The following is a 14,601-nucleotide window of genomic DNA, read 5'->3' on the forward strand; positions in this document are numbered from 1 at the left end:
GGGATCTTCCCGACCCCCCGCACTCCTGGTGGAGTGGCCGAGAGGCGAGGCAACGGCCTGCAAAGCCGTCTACACGGGTTCAAATCCCGTCTCCACCTCCAAGCGCGATTAGCTCAGCGGGAGAGCGCTTCCCTGACACGGAAGAGGTCACTGGTTCAATCCCAGTATCGCGCACGTAGCACAACCGAAGATCCGGTCCGCAAGGATCCCCGCGCGATTAGCTCAGCGGGAGAGCGCTTCCCTGACACGGAAGAGGTCACTGGTTCAATCCCAGTATCGCGCACGTAGCACAACCGAAAATCTGGTCCGCAAGGATCCCCGCGCGATTAGCTCAGCGGGAGAGCGCTTCCCTGACACGGAAGAGGTCACTGGTTCAATCCCAGTATCGCGCACCATCCGCACGAAGCCCCCGGCCGTTCCCACGGCCGGGGGCTTCGTCGTTCCTCCGGTCAGGAGGAGAAGAGCATGTGGCCGAAGCTCTTGTGCCGCTTGTTGTGGCCGTAGTGACCGCCGTGGTGGCCGCCGTGCTGGGGAGCGCCCCACGCCGGGGCGGGCGCGGCGGGGTAACCCTGCGGGGCAGGTGGCGGTGGCGGGGCCTGCGGGCCGCCCCACTGGGCCTCGACGCGGCTCAGGGCCTCCAGCTCGCCGTAGTCGAGGAATATCCCGCGGCAACCGCTGCACTGCTCGATCTGGACGCCATTGCGGTTGTACGTGTGCATCGGTGCGTGGCACTTCGGACACTGCATGGTCGGCTCAACTCCTCGCCGGTCGTGACTGCTTCGCCGGATCTCTGCCCGGCTTCGGTGCGTCGCACCCTACTTCGTGGAGGTGGGAGCCAACTCCGGCGGGAGGGCGGCCATTCGATCACAGGCGTCCACCACCGCCTGCTCGATCTCGTCCAGGGGCCGGTTCTGCCCGGCGGACTTGGCGACGGCCAGGGCGGCGGTCTGCGCGGTGAGGGCGCGGGCCGCCACGTCGAGCGCGGGCCAGGGGTCGCCGTCCGCCGGGACCGCGGGGCCGCCCGCCGCGCGGTAGGCGGTCAGGAAACGGGTCCACTCCTCGGGCGAGAGGAGGCCGCAGGCGTACCAGGCGGCGGGGCGGGCCAGGTCCCAGGCCGGGTCGCCCAGGCCCAGGTCGTCGACGTCGATCAGCAGCCAGCGCCCCGCGGGGGTGCGGACCAGCTGGCCCAGGTGCAGGTCCCCGTGGCACAGGAGCCCCGGCAGCGGTGCGGGGGCCTCGGCCCTGGCCCAGGCGGGGAGCGTGGCCCAGGCGCGCTCGACGGGGGCGGCCGCGGGATGCGGTCCCGCGGCCCGCATCCGGGTGATCGCGCGGGCGGCCTTGGCGGGGCCGCGCATGTCCGGCAGGGGCTGCGGAAGCCCGGCCGCGGGGGTGGTGTGCAGCCGGGCGAGGAGGGTGGCGGCGGCTTCCCAGGGAGCGGCGTCGGGGTCGTCGCGGTCCACCGGGGTGCCGGCCTCCCAGAAGGTGACGAGGCGGCCGTGGAGCGGGACCGCCGTCTCGCCGAGCGGGGGCAGGAGCGTGTCGTGCAGGGCGGCGGCGACCTTCAGGCGGACCGCGAGGCCGGCGGGGTCCGTGCCGGGGGCGTGCGCCTTGGCGACGGTGGCGCCGTGCCGGACGACGGTGGCGTCGTCCCGGTCCGCGAGGACGGCGTCGGGGCCGCAGTCGCAGGTGCCGCGCGGGACGCGGTGGGCCGTACGGCGGACCGTGGCGGTCAGCGCGGGCAGCAGGGCGGTCACGGGTCCCCCGGGAGTGCGTCGATCGGTGCTCCCGAGAGCCTACGCAGGGGGTGACGGGGCTCGGAGGACGGTTCCGTACGACGGTTCCCCTCGACGGCTGCCCTCCCCCGCCCCTCCGGAACCACGGGCCTCATGGCTGAGGACACACCCCCGGGCGGAGCCCGGCGAACACGCACACAAAGAAGTGCCCGCGCAGCTCCCCAGCTGCGCGGGCATTTCTCGTGCCGTCCGCCGCACCCCCGTCCCCACGGGGTTTCCTGGCCGGATGTCCCCGCCCGGACCGCTCATCCGGGCCTGGGGCGCCGCTCAGCGCCCCAGCATCACGCCCACGGACGACGCCTGTGTGACCACTGCGTCCCAGCCGCCGAAGACGACCACCAGCAGGGCCGCCAGGGGAAGGACCATGGCCGTCGCCACCAAGGGGTGGCGCGTGCCGGACGGGCGGACGCCGAACGTGGCGAAAGCCTTACGTCCTTGCGTGCGGACCATTGCCCGCGGTGCCGTGTCCGCCATGGTTCCTCTCCTGACCGAGTCTGTCTGTATCTGGCAGCGGCGGGTGTTGACCTCGGGGGACGAGTGCTACACCCGCCGCTTGACCTCAAATCTAGGTGCGGCGCACCCCTGGGTCGTCATGCCCTCGTACCGATTGGCGGGCCTCCCGGAGGATGAGCGATCGTCGCTCACGTACTCCCGTGGGTGGAGACGGGGTCCTAGGTCTCAGGGTCTTCCCGGAGGGGGCGGGCCGTCCGCTCCGACGTGTCCTCCCGCGGAACGGGCTGTTCGACCAGGGCCAGGACCCGGGTCGCCATGAAGCGTGCCGTCCGCACCACGGACCCGCTGCGGGTGACTTCGCTCACTTCGACCACCCCTCTGCGGACCGCGGTCTCCACCCGGCGGCCCGCCCGGCTCGCCACCACCTCGTACGTCCGTGTCGTGTCCCCGGCGTCCACGACTATCTCCACGCGATCACCCTTCACGGGATCAATCCCCCTTCAGCGATGGATGGTTGGGGAGGACACCCCGCACAACGGCCGCTCTCCCCCGGCGCCCTGACCACTCTTCAAGTTTCCCACCCGGCACTGACAATCGGTCGGGCCGCGAGGGCGCGGCCTCTGCACCTGCCCGGCCACGGAAACGTAAGCTGTGGCACGACAACGGACCGGGCAGCGGGGATGGACATGGCGATGATGCGGCTCCGGCGCGAGGACCCGCGTGTCGTCGGCTCGTTCAGACTGCACAGGCGGCTGGGCGCCGGCGGCATGGGTGTCGTCTACCTGGGGTCGGACCGGCGGGGGCAGCGCGTCGCCCTGAAGGTGATCCGGCCCGATCTGGCGGAGGACGAGGAGTTCCGTTCGCGTTTCGCGCGCGAGGTCTCCGCGGCCCGGCGCATCCGCGGCGGCTGCACCGCGCGGCTCGTCGCCGCCGACCTGGACGCCGACCGTCCGTGGTTCGCCACGCAGTACGTCCCCGGGCCCTCCCTGCACGACAAGGTCGCCGCCGAGGGGCCGCTCTCCGCGGCCGACGTGGCGGTGGTCGGTTCGGCGCTCGCCGAGGGCCTCGTCGCCGTCCACGAAGCCGGAGTCGTGCACCGCGACCTGAAGCCGTCGAACATCCTGCTGTCCCCGAAGGGACCCCGGATCATCGACTTCGGCATCGCCTGGGCCACCGGCGCCTCGACGCTGACCCACGTGGGCACCGCCGTCGGGTCCCCCGGATTCCTGGCGCCCGAGCAGGTGCGGGGCGCGGCCGTCACGCCCGCCACGGACGTGTTCGCGCTCGGCGCCACGCTGGCGTACGCGGGGATGGCGGACTCACCCTTCGGGCACGGCAGTTCCGAGGTCATGCTCTACCGCGTGGTCCACGAGGAGGCGCAGCTCGGCGGGGTCCCGGACGCGCTCGCCCCGCTGATCAGGGCCTGCCTGGCCAAGGATCCGGAGGAGCGGCCCAGCACGCTCCAACTGTCGCTCAGGCTCAAGGAGATCGCGGCCCGCGAGGCCCAGGGCCTGACGGAGCCCAGGCCGCCCGCGCCCCGGCAGGACCAGGACCGGCCCACGGGACGGATGGCCGAGGAGTACGCGGACCAGCGCACCCAGCGGCGTCATCCGCAGGGCACTCCCCCGCCGCGGCCCAGTGGGTCACGGCCGAGTTCCTCGCGGACCGGCGGCTCACGGACCGGCGGCTCGCGCACGGGTTCCTCGCGCCCGGCTTCGTCCCGGCCCAATTCCTCGCGGGCCGGCAACAGCTCCTCGCGGTCCGGTTCACGCCCCGGGCAGCCCCGGAACACGACACGCTCCGGCGGTGCGCGGCGGCCCGCCAACCCGCGGCTGCTGCGCCAGCGCCTCTTCGTCTTCGTGGTCGTCACGCTGCTCGTGGCCCTGGGGATCGCGGCGGCCCAGGGGTGCCAGGGCCCCGCGCGCGGGCTCGGCGGCAGCGGTGTGCACGACGTGCGTGACGTGCAGCAGAGCCAGCTGAGCCCGCAGAGTCAGCGGCCGGATGTGGGGCCAGGCTCTCAGAGCTGAGGGCGGCCCGTCGCCACCGCGTAGAACGCGACCGCGGCCGCGGCTCCCACGTTCAGCGAGTCGACGCCGTGGGCCATCGGGATGCGCACCCACTCGTCCGCGGCGACCAGCGCCTGCGTGGACAGGCCGTCGCCCTCCGCTCCGAGCATCAGTGCGACCCGGTCCATGCGGTGGGGCGCCGCCTCGTCCAGGGTCTTCGCCTTCTCGTCCGGGGTGAGCGCGAGGAGGTTGAAGCCCGCTTCCCGTACGCCCTCCAGGCCCTTGGGCCAGGATTCGAGGCGGGCGTAGGGGACGGAGAAGACCGCGCCCATGGAGACCTTCACCGAGCGGCGGTAGAGCGGGTCCGCGCAGTCGGGCGAGAGCAGGACCGCGTCCATGCCGAGGGCGGCGGCGCTGCGGAAGATCGCGCCGATGTTGGTGTGGTCGTTGACCGACTCCATGACGACGACGCGGCGCGCGGTGGTCAGGAGCTCGTCCGACGTCGGCAGGGGCTTGCGCTGCATCGAGGCGAGGGCGCCGCGGTGCACGTGGTAGCCGGTGACCTGTTCGGCCAGGTCGGGGTTGACCGCGTACACCGGGGCGGGGACCTCGTCGATGACGTCCCGCATGACGTCGACCCACTTGGCCGAGAGCAGCATCGAGCGCATCTCGTAGCCCGCCTGCTTGGCGCGTCTGATCACCTTCTCGCCCTCGGCGATGAAGAGGCCCTCGGCGGGCTCGCGCTTGCGGCGCAGTTCGACGTCGGTCAGGCCCGTGTAGTCGCGCAGGCGCGGGTCGGTGGGGTCGTCGACGGTGATGAGATCAGCCACAGGGTGATACTGCCTTGTCCTGGGTGTGGTGCCAACGCCTGGGAGCGGGTTGGGTTACCGATGGTTACTCGGGGGGTGGGGGTGACTACGCGGGACCGGAACCCTCGGGGCCCACGGTCACGACCTCGCCGATGACGATGACGGCCGGGGGCTTCACCTCGTGGGCGACGACCTCGGCGGCGACGGTCTCCAGCGTGGCGTCCACGCGGCGCTGGGCCGCGGTGGTGCCCTCCTGGATCAGCGCGACGGGGGTCTGCGGCGACCGGCCGTGCGCCGTGAGCGTCTCCGCGATCTTGCCGATCTTGTCCACGCCCATCAGGACCACGAGGGTGCCGCGCAGCTTGGCCAGGGCCGCCCAGTCGACCAGGGAGCGCTCGTCGTCCGGGGCCACGTGGCCGCTGACCACGGTGAACTCATGGGCGACCCCGCGGTGCGTCACGGGGATGCCCGCCGCGCCGGGCACGGAGATCGAGCTGGAGATGCCGGGGACCACGGTGCAGGCGATGCCCTCGTCGGCCAGCGCCTGGGCCTCTTCCATGCCGCGCCCGAAGACGAAGGGGTCGCCGCCCTTGAGCCGGACGACCGACTTGCCCTGCTTCGCGTGCTCGATGAGGGCGTTGTTGATGGCCTCCTGGGCCATGAAGCGCCCGTACGGGATCTTGGCGGCGTCGATCACCTCGACGTGCGGGGGAAGTTCGGCGAGCAGGTCACGGGGGCCGAGCCGGTCGGCGATGACCACGTCGGCCTCGGCGAGGAGACGCCGGCCGCGGACCGTGATGAGGTCCGGGTCGCCCGGTCCGCCGCCGACGAGGGCGACGCCGGGGGTGCGGGTGCGGTAGTGGGGCGCCACGAGGGTGCCGTCGCGCAGGCCCTCGACGACCGCGTCGCGGATGGCCGCGGTGCGGCGGGGGTCGCGGCCGTGGATGTCGGTGGTCAGGACGGCGACGGTGACGCCTTCGGAGTGGCCGGTCGCCGGGGTCAGGGCGGTGGCCGCGTCGGCGTCGTCCGAGCGGACGCACCACACGCGGTGGGCTTCCGCCTCCGCGGACGCGGCCCGGTTGGCCTCGCCGTCGCTGGTGGCGATGAGGGCGTACCAGGCGTCCTTGAGGTCGCCGGCCTCATAGCTGCGGCGCTCCCAGGTGATCTCGCCCGCGTCCGCCATCGCCTCCACGGAAGGGGTCGCCGTCGGCGACACGAGGAGGATGTCGGCGCCCGCCGCGATCAGGGCGGGGAGGCGGCGCTGGGCCACCTGGCCGCCGCCGAGCACGACCGTGCGGCGGTCGGTGAGGCGGAGGCCTACGGGGTAGGCGGGACTTTCTGCCATGGCGGGTGGCTCCTCGTGCGGGGCGCGGGGCTTTGCGGGTGCCGCTGCGACGGTGAGGCGGCTGCGTTGATGCTTTGACGTGCAGGTTCAGTATGGCTGGGGCGGGGCGGGGACTCTGCCCCAGCCCCGCCCCTTCCCGAAAAGCGCGCTTCGCCCCCTCAGCCGGCCTGCGGCTACTTCTCCGTGACGCCCGCCGAGTCGAACGTGGCGACCTCGTGCATCGCGCGGGCCGCGCTCTGCACCACCGGCAGGGCGAGCAGGGCGCCGGTGCCCTCGCCCAGACGGAGGTCGAGGTCGACCAGGGGGCGCAGGCCCAGCTTGTTGAGGGCCGCCACGTGACCCGGCTCGGCGCTGCGGTGACCCGCGATGCAGGCCGCGAGGACCTCGGGGGCGATGGCGCGGGCGACCAGGGCCGCCGCGCCGGCGCTCACGCCGTCCAGGATCACGGGCGTGCGCAGGGAGGCGCCGCCGAGGAGCAGGCCCACCATCGCCGCGTGCTCCAGGCCGCCGATCGCGGCGAGGACGCCGATCGGGTCGGCCGGGTCGGGCTGGTGCAGTTCGAGGGCGCGGCGCACGACGTCGACCTTGCGGCTGTGCATCTCGTCGTTGATGCCGGTGCCGCGTCCGGTCACCTCACCGGGGTCGGTGTCGGTGTAGACGGAGATGAGGGCCGCGGACGCCGTGGTGTTCGCGATGCCCATCTCACCGGTGAGCAGGGCCTTGTTGCCCGCGGCCACCAGGTCGCGGGCGGTCTCGATGCCCACCTCGACGGCCGCCTTGACCTCCTCGCGGCTCAGGGCCGGGCCGGTGGTCATGTCGGCCGTGCCCGCGCGGATCTTGCGGGGCAGCAGACCGGGGGTGGCCGGCAGCTCGCTCGCCACGCCCACGTCGATGACGCAGACCTCGGCGCCGACCTGGTTGGCGAAGGCGTTGCAGACCGCGCCGCCGCCGAGGAAGTTGGCGACCATCTGCGCGGTCACCTCCTGGGGCCAGGCGGTGACGCCCTGGGCGTGCACGCCGTGGTCGCCCGCGAAGATCGCGACGGCCGCGGGCTCCGGGATCGGCGGCGGGCACTGCCGGGACAGGCCCGAGAGCTGCGCGGAGATGATCTCCAGCATGCCGAGCGCGCCCGGCGGCTTCGTCATCCGCTTCTGCCGCTCCCACGCCTCGCCGAGCGCCTTCGCGTCCAGCGGGCGGATGTTGGAGACGGTCTCGGCGAGCAGGTCGTGCGGGTCCTCGCCGGGCAGGGCGCGGCGGCCGTACGTCTCCTCGTGGACCACCCAGGACAGGGGGCGGCGCTTGGACCAGCCCGCCTGCATCAGCTCGGGCTCCTCGGGGAACTCGTCGACGTATCCGACGCAGAGGTAGGCCACCACTTCGAGGTGCTCGGGCAGGCCGAGGGTCCTGACCATCTCTCGCTCGTCGAAGAAGCTGACCCAGCCGACGCCCAGGCCCTCGGCGCGCGCCGCGAGCCAGAGGTTCTCGACGGCGAGGGCCGAGGAGTACGGGGCCATCTGCGGCTGCGTGTGCCGGCCGAGGGTGTGGCGGCCGCCGCGGGTCGGGTCGGCGGTGACGACGATGTTCACCGGGGTGTCGAGGATCGCCTCGATCTTCAGTTCCTTGAACTGCTTGGCGCGGCCCTTGGGGAGCGACTTGGCGTACGCGTCCTTCTGGCGCATGGCCAGCTCGTGCATCGTGCGGCGGGTCTCCGCCGAGCGGATGACGACGAAGTCCCAGGGCTGGGAGTGGCCCACGGAGGGCGCCGTGTGGGCCGCCTCCAGGACGCGGAGCAGCACCTCGTGCGGGATGGCGTCGCTGCGGAAGCCGTTGCGGATGTCGCGGCGCTCGCGCATGACGCGCAGGACGGCCTCGCGCTCGGCGTCGTCGTAGGCGGGCGCGGCGGGCGCCTGCTGCGGGACCGGCTCGGGCTGCGGGCCGGCTTCGGCGGTCTCTTCCTCGGCCGCCGTCGGGTCGACGGCTTCGGGCGCGGCCGCGACGACGAGGAGGGGCTCGGGGGCCTCTTCCGCCGCGTCGGCCGGGGCGTCGATCACTTCGAGGGGTCTCACGTCGGCTGCCTCCGCCGCCTCCGGGGCGGGAGTCGCCGCGGCGGGCTCTCCTCCGTCACGCGGCGCGGGCACGGTGGCCGCGGGCTGAGGGACTTCGGCCTCGGGAGCCTCAGGAGCCTCGGGGGCCTCAGGGGCCTGGGGAGCTTCGGGGGCGTCTGCGGCCTCGGTCGGCAGTGCCGCGGCGGCTTCGGCGGTCTCTGTCGCCTCGACCGTCTCGGCAGCCTCAGCGGTCTCGGCGGCTTCGGCTTCGGCTTCGGGAAGCGCGGCCTCGGGGGGCTGCGGGGCGACCGGTGTCTCCGGGACGTCGGCAGCCGCCTGGGCGGGCTCCGGCTGCGCCTCGGGGGCCTCGGGCCGCGGGGCCTCGAAGTGCTCCGGGGGCACGGACAGGGCGTGCGGGGGCGTCGGTGCCAGGTGGGGCGTGGTCGGCACCGAACCCTCCACCGGCACGAACTGGCCGAGGGGCGCGGGCGCCTGGGGCGCGGCGGCATACTGGTTCGACTCGCCCTGGAACCCCGCGTCCTGGGGCGTCTGCGCCACGGGGACGTCGATGAACTGCTGGACCTGGTGGACCTGCGGGATGTGCGGCCCCTGAGCCGCGTGGCCCGCGCCCGCGAGCGGCGCGTCCGACCAGGGCTGCGCACCGGCCATGGCGAACTGCGGCTGGCCCGGGCTCTGCGCGTGCACGGGCTCCTGGCCCGCTTCCGGCGCGGTCATGGCCGGGTCCCCGGCGTACGCGAACTGGTCCCCGGTCTCGGCGCCCTGCGCCGGTGCGGGGTCGACGGCACCCGCGGCCTGCGGGAAGGCGGCGGGGTCGGCCACCGCCGGCTCCTGGGCCTCGGGGGCGGCTGCCTCCTGCGCGCCCGGGGCGTCCGGTGCGTCCTGCGGGACCTCTGTGACGGGAGTTGCGGAAGCGTCAGCAGCGGCGGGAGCGTCGGAAGCGCCCTCCGGGACGACCGTTTCTGCTGGTGCGGAGAGCTGCGGGGCCTGCGCGTCCTGCCCGGCCTGCGCCTGCTCGGCGGCCTGGGCCTGCTCGGCGTGCTGGACGGCCTGCGCCTGCTGCTCCGCGGCCGGCGACGGCTGGGAGTGCTGCGGCTGCTGCTGCGTCCACGGCGACGCGCCCTGCGGCGCGTTCTCGCCGAGCTGCGGCGTCGGCACGCCGTCCTCGTCGCGCGGGATGTCGAGGTACTCGGGGCCCACCGTGGGCGGCCCCGCGTGCCGCACGGGCGCGGCGTGCTGCGGCGCACCGGCCGGACCCCGGTCGGCGAGGGACCGTACGGGACTTCCCGAGCCGTCGGGCACGACGGGGCCCGAGGGTCCCCGGTGGAGCGGGCGGCGGGAGGGACCGGGGTGCGAGGCGGGCGCGGGGCTGGGCGCGCCGGGCAGCTGGACGCCGTTCAGGTCGACCGAGCCGCTGTCACGCCCGGCCGTCTCGTGCGGACCCGGCTGGTGCACGGCCTGCGGCTGTCCGGCCTGCTGCTGGGCGAACGCCTGCGGGGCCGCCGCGTGCTGACCGGCGAAGGACCGGTCGCCCACCGGCTGACCGTTCACCGGCTGACCACCCGTCGACGGGTCGCCCGGCGCCGGAGCGGCCGCGTGCTGGGCGGCGGCGTACTGCTCGACCAGGAGCTGCTCCGGCCGGGACGGGTCGGCCACCGGCTGCCCGGCGGCGTACGGATCCGCGACGGCCACCTGCTGCGGGGCTGCCTGCTGCTGCGCCACGCCGTGCTGAGCGGCCACCGGCTGACCCGGCGCCCCCTGCTGCGGCATGGCCGCCTGCGCCTCGCTCCAGGCGCCCTGGGCGCCCGGCATCAGGAGCAGGTCGTCATCGTCTGCGGGGGCGACGCTCTCGGCGGGATTCTCGGAGGGGTCGAGGTAGGTGTACGCGCCCGGGGCGGGGACGCCCGGCTGCTCCACCATGCCTGCGTTCTCCGGCAGTCCCTCGCCCGGGACCTGGCCGGTGTCGGTCATGCGTAACCCCTCGCCCATCGGTTAGTGCTTCTTCGACCGCCCCTCAGCCTTCGGCCGGGGAAGCCCCATCGCCCGGAGCGGCGCACCAACCGCCCGTCAATCTCAACGAGCGTGCGCGCCACGCGGCACGAACCGCGTACGGACAACAGGCATTGTCCCGGGTGGCCTGCCACCGCGGCGGCTTGATCCGCAACGGCCCGCTGTGGGCTGCGCCACGTTGCGCGCCCTCCGGTCCTGCCGTACCACACACCCCCCAAAACGGGCGAGCTTTCCGGACATTGACCAACTATTTGCCGGACACTCGGATGCGGTACAACGGTCCGCCAGCCTACCCCGCACCGTGCGGCGGGAGGGTCACGGGGCGCGATCGGGCAACTGTCCGGAGAGCAGGAAGACCACGGTCCGCTCCCGCTCCGTCCACGCGCGCGTGTCGAGTTCGACGGACTGGAGCAGCGCGCATTCGACCGCGTACCCGTGCTCCGTCAGGCCCCTGCCGATGAGTTCGGCCGCGTCCCGGGTCGAGGCGTGCGTCACGATGCGGGCCGGGCGGCGGTCGGCGACGGCGGAGACCACCTCGGCTCCCCCGCCCCCGATCCGGACGACGTCGGGCTCGGGCAGGTCTTCGAGGACGTGCGGCGCCGTGCCGTGCACGATCTGCGGCTGGACGCCGAAGTGGCGGGCGACGGCCGTGGTGCGGGCGCAGGCCTCGGGGTCGGCGTCGACGGCGATGACGGCGGCGCCGAAACGTGCCGCCTCCACGGCGAAGGCGCCGCTGCCGCAGCCGATGTCCCAGACCAGGTCGCCCACGCGCGGGCCGGTGCGGGCGAGTTGGGCGGCCCGCAGGCGGTCGCTCTCGCCCTCGCCGAGCTGGGCGTCGTCGCCGTAGGCGGGGGCGGGCAGGGCCCAGCCGCGCGCGGTGCCCGGGTCGCGTCCCGCGATCCAGCCGGTGTCGGCGGCGGTGACCGGGCCGCCGATGACGATGACGACGTTCGGGTCGCGCCAGGTGTGGTCGGCGGCCTTGTCCGAGGTGAGGACGGAGACCTGTTCGCGCTCGGTGCCGAGCTCCTCGCAGATCACGAAGGTGCGGTGGACGTCCTGGAGCAGCAGGCCCAGTTCCGCCGGGCCCGCGCCGGGCGAGGTGAGGACGGCGACCTTGGCGTGCGCGCGGCAGACGTTCACGGCGCGGCGCAGGGTGCGGGGGTGGGCGACCACGACCTGGGCGTCGTCCCACGGCATCCCGGCGCGGGCGAAGGCCTGGGCGACGGAGGAGACCGCGGGGACCACCTCGACCTCCAGGCCGTACTCGGGGGCGCGCAGCGTGCGGACGACGCCGAAGAACCCGGGGTCGCCGTCGGCGAGGACCACGGCGGTGCCGCGGTGGGCGGCGATGCGGCGGGCGGCCAGGCTGACGCTGCCGAGGCGGATGCGTTCCGCGGTGGGCGGCACCGTGTCGAGTTCGAGGTGGTGGGCGGCGCCCGCGACGAGGGTGGCGGCGCCGAGCGCCGAGCGCGCGGCGGCGGTCAGCGGTGAGCCGTCCCAGCCGATCACCGTGACGCGGTCGGCCATCGTCGTCTGTCTCCTGGGTTCTCGCGGGTCGTCTGAGCGGGGGGCCGGGCTTCGCGTGTAGGGGACAACCGCGTGCGGCCAGGGCGAGCGTACCTGGTGGACCTCTGTGGTGCTCCGGCGGTCAGTTCCAGTCGGAGAACGCCGTGAAGCCGCTGTCGGCGAGCTGCTCGCCGACGCCTTCCAGATCCTCGGGGAGCAGGCTCCACACGATGAGGTCGGTCCGCACCTCGAGCCACCCGCCGAAGGGGTCCCCGCCGTTGCGCGTACGCGCTATCCAGGCGCCCCGCAGGACTCCCTCGCTGATGCAGCCGATCTTCTGCGCGACCTGCTGGGCGGCGGTGTTGTCGGCGGCGGTGCGCAGCTCGATGCGCTCGAAGCGCTGGTCGTTGAAGAGCCACTGGGCGGTGGCGAGCGCCGCCTCCGAGGCGTACCCCTCGCCGCGGGCCCAGGGGGCGACGACGTACTTGAGTTCGCAGGAGCGTACGCGCCAGTCGGTGTCGCGCAGTTGGACGACGCCGACCAGGCGCTGGGTGAGGAACTCCGTGACGGCGAGGGCGATGCCGTGGCCCTCGGTGCGCTCGGCGGGCGCGAGGCGGTTGATCCAGTCGCGGGCGTCGTCCTCGGTGTAGGGCTGGGGCACGGAAGTCCAGGCAGTGACCATCTCGTCGTTCATCATCTCCGTGTACGCGGAGACGTCGGCTTCCTCGAACGGGCGCAGCACCAACCGCTCCGTGCTGATGGAGACGTCGGGGAAGGTGGTAGTCATGCGCTGCTCCGTAACCTGGAACCCTCGGACCTGCTGAAGTGCCCAGCATGCAGCATGTCGGCGCGCAAACGCACCACGGGGTCCGCTCCCGTGTCAGGAGCGGACCCCGTGGCGGGGACGGAATCGGACTGTGTGTCAGCTCGTCGAGACGGGCAGGACGGAGCCCTTGTACGTGTCCTCGATGAACCGCTTCACCTCGGGTGAAGTGAGCAGCGCGGCCAGCTTCTCGATCCGCGGATCGTCCTCGTCGCCCTTCTTGACGGCGAGCACGTTGTTGTACGGATTGTCCTTGGGTGACTCCAGAAGGAAGGCGTCCTTCTTGGGGCTGAGTCCGGCGTCGAGCGCGTAGTTGTTGTTGATGACCGCGGCTTCGACGTCTTCCAGGGAGCGGGGCAGCTGGGCGGGTTCCAGCGGCTTGAGGACGAGCTTCTTCGGGTTGGACGTGACGTCCTCGGGGGTGGCGGTCGAACCGGCCCCCTTCTTGAGCCCGATGACGCCCTTGGACGCGAGGAGTTGCAGCGCCCTGCCCTCGTTGGTGGTGTCGTTCGGAAGGGCGACGGTCGCGCCGGCGGACAGCTCGGTGACGTCCTTCGCCTTCTTCGCGTACACCCCCATCGGCGGCAGATAGACCTCGGTCACCGGCGTGAGCTCCGTCTTCTTGGACTTGTTGAAGTCCTCCAGGTACGGGGCGTGCTGGTAGAGGTTGGCGTCGAGGGAGCCTTCCTGGAGCGCGGTGTTCGGGGTGACGTAGTCGGTGAACTCCGTGATCCGCAGGTCGAGTCCCTTCTTCTTCGCGAGGTTCTCCTTGATGTACGTGAGGACTTCACCGGCCGGGGTCGGGGTGGCGCCGACGGTGAGCGTGTCATCCCCGCCGTCCCCCGCACCGGATCCGGAGCCGCACGCGGTCAGGCCGAGCGCCAGGGTGAGCGCACCGGTGACGGCGGCCGTGACGTGCCCGCGCATGATCAGAACGCCGCGACGACGGCACCGTCGTACTTGTCGGCGATGAACTTCTTGACCTCGGGCGAGGTGAGGAGCTTGGCGAGCTTCTTCACGCGCGGGTCGTTCTCGTCGCCCTTCTTCACGGCGAGGAAGTTGCCGTAGGGGTTGCCCTTGGCGGGCTCGGCGACGAGGGCGTCCTTGGCCGGGCTGAGCTTGGCTTCGAGGGCGTAGTTGCCGTTGATCACCGCGGCGTCGACGTCACCGAGGGAGCGGGGCACCTGGGCCGCCTCCAGCTCCTTGAACTTGAGGTTCTTCGGGTTCTTCGCGACGTCCTTGGGGGTGGCCTCGTAGCCGACGCCCTTCTTGAGCTCGATCAGGCCGTTGTCGGCCAGGAGCTTAAGGGCGCGCGCCTCGTTGGTGGTGTCGTTCGGGAGCGCGATCGTGGCGCCGTTCTTCAGGCCGTCGAGCTTCTTGACGCTCTTGGAGTAGACGCCGAGCGGCTCCAGGTGCACCGTCGCGTCCGGGACGGGCACGATGTCCGTCCCGTTCTTCTTGTTGAAGTCGTCGAGGTACGGCTTGTGCTGGAAGTAGTTCGCGAAGACCTCGCCCTGCTGGACGGCGGTGTTCGGCGTGACGTAGTCGGTGAACTCCTTGACCTCGAGGTCGAGGCCGGCCTTCTTGGCGAGCTTCGCCTTGACGTAGTCGAGGATCTCGCCCTGCGGGGTGGGGGTCGCGGCGACGACGAGCTTGCCGTCCTTGTCCGCGGCGGAGTCCTTGTCGGAGCCGCAGGCGGAGAGCCCGAGGGTGAGGGCGCCGGTGGCGAGGACAGCGGTGGTGATCTTGGCGGTGTTACGCACGAAAAGTGCCTTTCTCCATGGGTGGTACGC

The 14,601-nt window shown here is 73.0% G+C and carries 12 protein-coding genes and 4 tRNA genes; 5 read left to right on the forward strand and 11 right to left on the reverse strand.

The annotated features are described in order from the left end of the window. Positions 1 to 27: 27 nt before the first annotated feature. The 4 genes from QBL25_RS09545 to QBL25_RS09560 all read left to right on the forward strand — a co-directional run bounded on the left by QBL25_RS09545 (position 28) and on the right by QBL25_RS09560 (position 395). Positions 28 to 101: transfer RNA gene (locus tag QBL25_RS09545), tRNA-Cys, on the forward strand. A gap of 1 nt (position 102) precedes the next feature. After that, positions 103 to 174 (forward strand) — tRNA-Val (locus tag QBL25_RS09550). A gap of 37 nt (positions 175 to 211) precedes the next feature. Then, positions 212 to 283: transfer RNA gene (locus QBL25_RS09555), tRNA-Val, on the forward strand. A gap of 37 nt (positions 284 to 320) precedes the next feature. Continuing rightward, positions 321 to 395 (forward strand) — tRNA-Val (locus QBL25_RS09560). A gap of 54 nt (positions 396 to 449) precedes the next feature. On the opposite strand, the gene QBL25_RS09565 is transcribed toward QBL25_RS09560, so the two are convergent. From QBL25_RS09565 to QBL25_RS09580, 4 genes are all read right to left on the reverse strand, one after another. Beyond that, the gene (locus QBL25_RS09565) at positions 450 to 746 is read right to left on the reverse strand and encodes a zf-TFIIB domain-containing protein (RefSeq protein ID WP_409056583.1); all 297 of its coding nucleotides are present in this window, start codon (positions 744 to 746) and stop codon (positions 450 to 452) included. Positions 747 to 815: 69 nt separating this feature from the next. After that, positions 816 to 1,754: an aminoglycoside phosphotransferase family protein gene (locus tag QBL25_RS09570; protein WP_409056584.1), complete on the reverse strand. Its 939-nt coding sequence runs from the start codon at positions 1,752 to 1,754 to the stop codon at positions 816 to 818. A 306-nt stretch (positions 1,755 to 2,060) separates the two neighbouring features. Then, positions 2,061 to 2,267 (reverse strand): hypothetical protein, encoded by a 207-nt coding sequence (locus QBL25_RS09575; RefSeq protein WP_371530244.1) that lies wholly within the window; start codon positions 2,265 to 2,267, stop codon positions 2,061 to 2,063. Positions 2,268 to 2,464: 197 nt separating this feature from the next. Further along, positions 2,465 to 2,731, reverse strand: coding sequence for a hypothetical protein (locus QBL25_RS09580; RefSeq protein WP_409056585.1), 267 nt, complete (start codon positions 2,729 to 2,731; stop codon positions 2,465 to 2,467). A 195-nt stretch (positions 2,732 to 2,926) separates the two neighbouring features. Here QBL25_RS09580 and QBL25_RS09585 point away from each other — a divergent pair, with 195 nt between their 5' ends. After that, positions 2,927 to 4,273 (forward strand): serine/threonine-protein kinase, encoded by a 1,347-nt coding sequence (locus QBL25_RS09585; protein ID WP_409056586.1) that lies wholly within the window; start codon positions 2,927 to 2,929, stop codon positions 4,271 to 4,273. Here QBL25_RS09585 and QBL25_RS09590 read toward each other — a convergent pair. From QBL25_RS09590 to QBL25_RS09620, 7 genes are all read right to left on the reverse strand, one after another. Next, positions 4,264 to 5,082: a TrmH family RNA methyltransferase gene (locus QBL25_RS09590; RefSeq protein ID WP_393397740.1), complete on the reverse strand. Its 819-nt coding sequence runs from the start codon at positions 5,080 to 5,082 to the stop codon at positions 4,264 to 4,266. The two genes, QBL25_RS09585 and QBL25_RS09590, sit on opposite strands and share 10 nt — an antisense overlap. Positions 5,083 to 5,167: 85 nt before the next feature. Then, complete coding sequence (gene cobA / locus QBL25_RS09595) at positions 5,168 to 6,406, reverse strand: uroporphyrinogen-III C-methyltransferase (protein WP_409056587.1); 1,239 nt, start codon at positions 6,404 to 6,406, stop codon at positions 5,168 to 5,170. A 173-nt stretch (positions 6,407 to 6,579) separates the two neighbouring features. Further along, complete coding sequence (gene cobT / locus QBL25_RS09600) at positions 6,580 to 10,440, reverse strand: nicotinate-nucleotide--dimethylbenzimidazole phosphoribosyltransferase (RefSeq protein ID WP_409056588.1); 3,861 nt, start codon at positions 10,438 to 10,440, stop codon at positions 6,580 to 6,582. Between the two features lie 354 nt (positions 10,441 to 10,794). Further along, the gene (gene cbiE, locus QBL25_RS09605) at positions 10,795 to 12,006 is read right to left on the reverse strand and encodes a precorrin-6y C5,15-methyltransferase (decarboxylating) subunit CbiE (RefSeq protein ID WP_409056589.1); all 1,212 of its coding nucleotides are present in this window, start codon (positions 12,004 to 12,006) and stop codon (positions 10,795 to 10,797) included. A gap of 121 nt (positions 12,007 to 12,127) precedes the next feature. Beyond that, entirely contained in the window at positions 12,128 to 12,772 is a 645-nt protein-coding gene (locus QBL25_RS09610; RefSeq protein WP_409056590.1) for a GNAT family N-acetyltransferase, read from the reverse strand. Between the two features lie 135 nt (positions 12,773 to 12,907). Next, positions 12,908 to 13,735: a MetQ/NlpA family ABC transporter substrate-binding protein gene (locus tag QBL25_RS09615; protein WP_409056591.1), complete on the reverse strand. Its 828-nt coding sequence runs from the start codon at positions 13,733 to 13,735 to the stop codon at positions 12,908 to 12,910. Positions 13,736 to 13,737: 2 nt separating this feature from the next. Then, the gene (locus tag QBL25_RS09620; RefSeq protein ID WP_409056592.1) at positions 13,738 to 14,571 is read right to left on the reverse strand and encodes a MetQ/NlpA family ABC transporter substrate-binding protein; all 834 of its coding nucleotides are present in this window, start codon (positions 14,569 to 14,571) and stop codon (positions 13,738 to 13,740) included. Positions 14,572 to 14,601 lie beyond the last annotated feature (30 nt).

This window comes from Streptomyces sp. SYP-A7185, from assembly GCF_046103685.1.
Taxonomy (GTDB): Bacteria; Actinomycetota; Actinomycetes; order Streptomycetales; family Streptomycetaceae; genus Streptomyces.

Bases quoted from the DNA above. Each gene is read 5' to 3' on its own strand.
- QBL25_RS09565 (WP_409056583.1), bottom strand. From the start codon at position 746: ATGCAGTGTCCGAAGTGCCACGCACCGATGCACACGTACAACCGCAAT.
- QBL25_RS09575 (WP_371530244.1), bottom strand. From the start codon at position 2,267: ATGGCGGACACGGCACCGCGGGCAATGGTCCGCACGCAAGGACGTAAG.
- QBL25_RS09585 (WP_409056586.1), top strand. From the start codon at position 2,927: ATGGACATGGCGATGATGCGGCTCCGGCGCGAGGACCCGCGTGTCGTC.
- cobA (WP_409056587.1), bottom strand. From the start codon at position 6,406: ATGGCAGAAAGTCCCGCCTACCCCGTAGGCCTCCGCCTCACCGACCGC.
- cobT (WP_409056588.1), bottom strand. From the start codon at position 10,440: ATGACCGACACCGGCCAGGTCCCGGGCGAGGGACTGCCGGAGAACGCA.
- cbiE (WP_409056589.1), bottom strand. From the start codon at position 12,006: ATGGCCGACCGCGTCACGGTGATCGGCTGGGACGGCTCACCGCTGACC.
- QBL25_RS09610 (WP_409056590.1), bottom strand. From the start codon at position 12,772: ATGACTACCACCTTCCCCGACGTCTCCATCAGCACGGAGCGGTTGGTG.
- QBL25_RS09615 (WP_409056591.1), bottom strand. From the start codon at position 13,735: ATGCGCGGGCACGTCACGGCCGCCGTCACCGGTGCGCTCACCCTGGCG.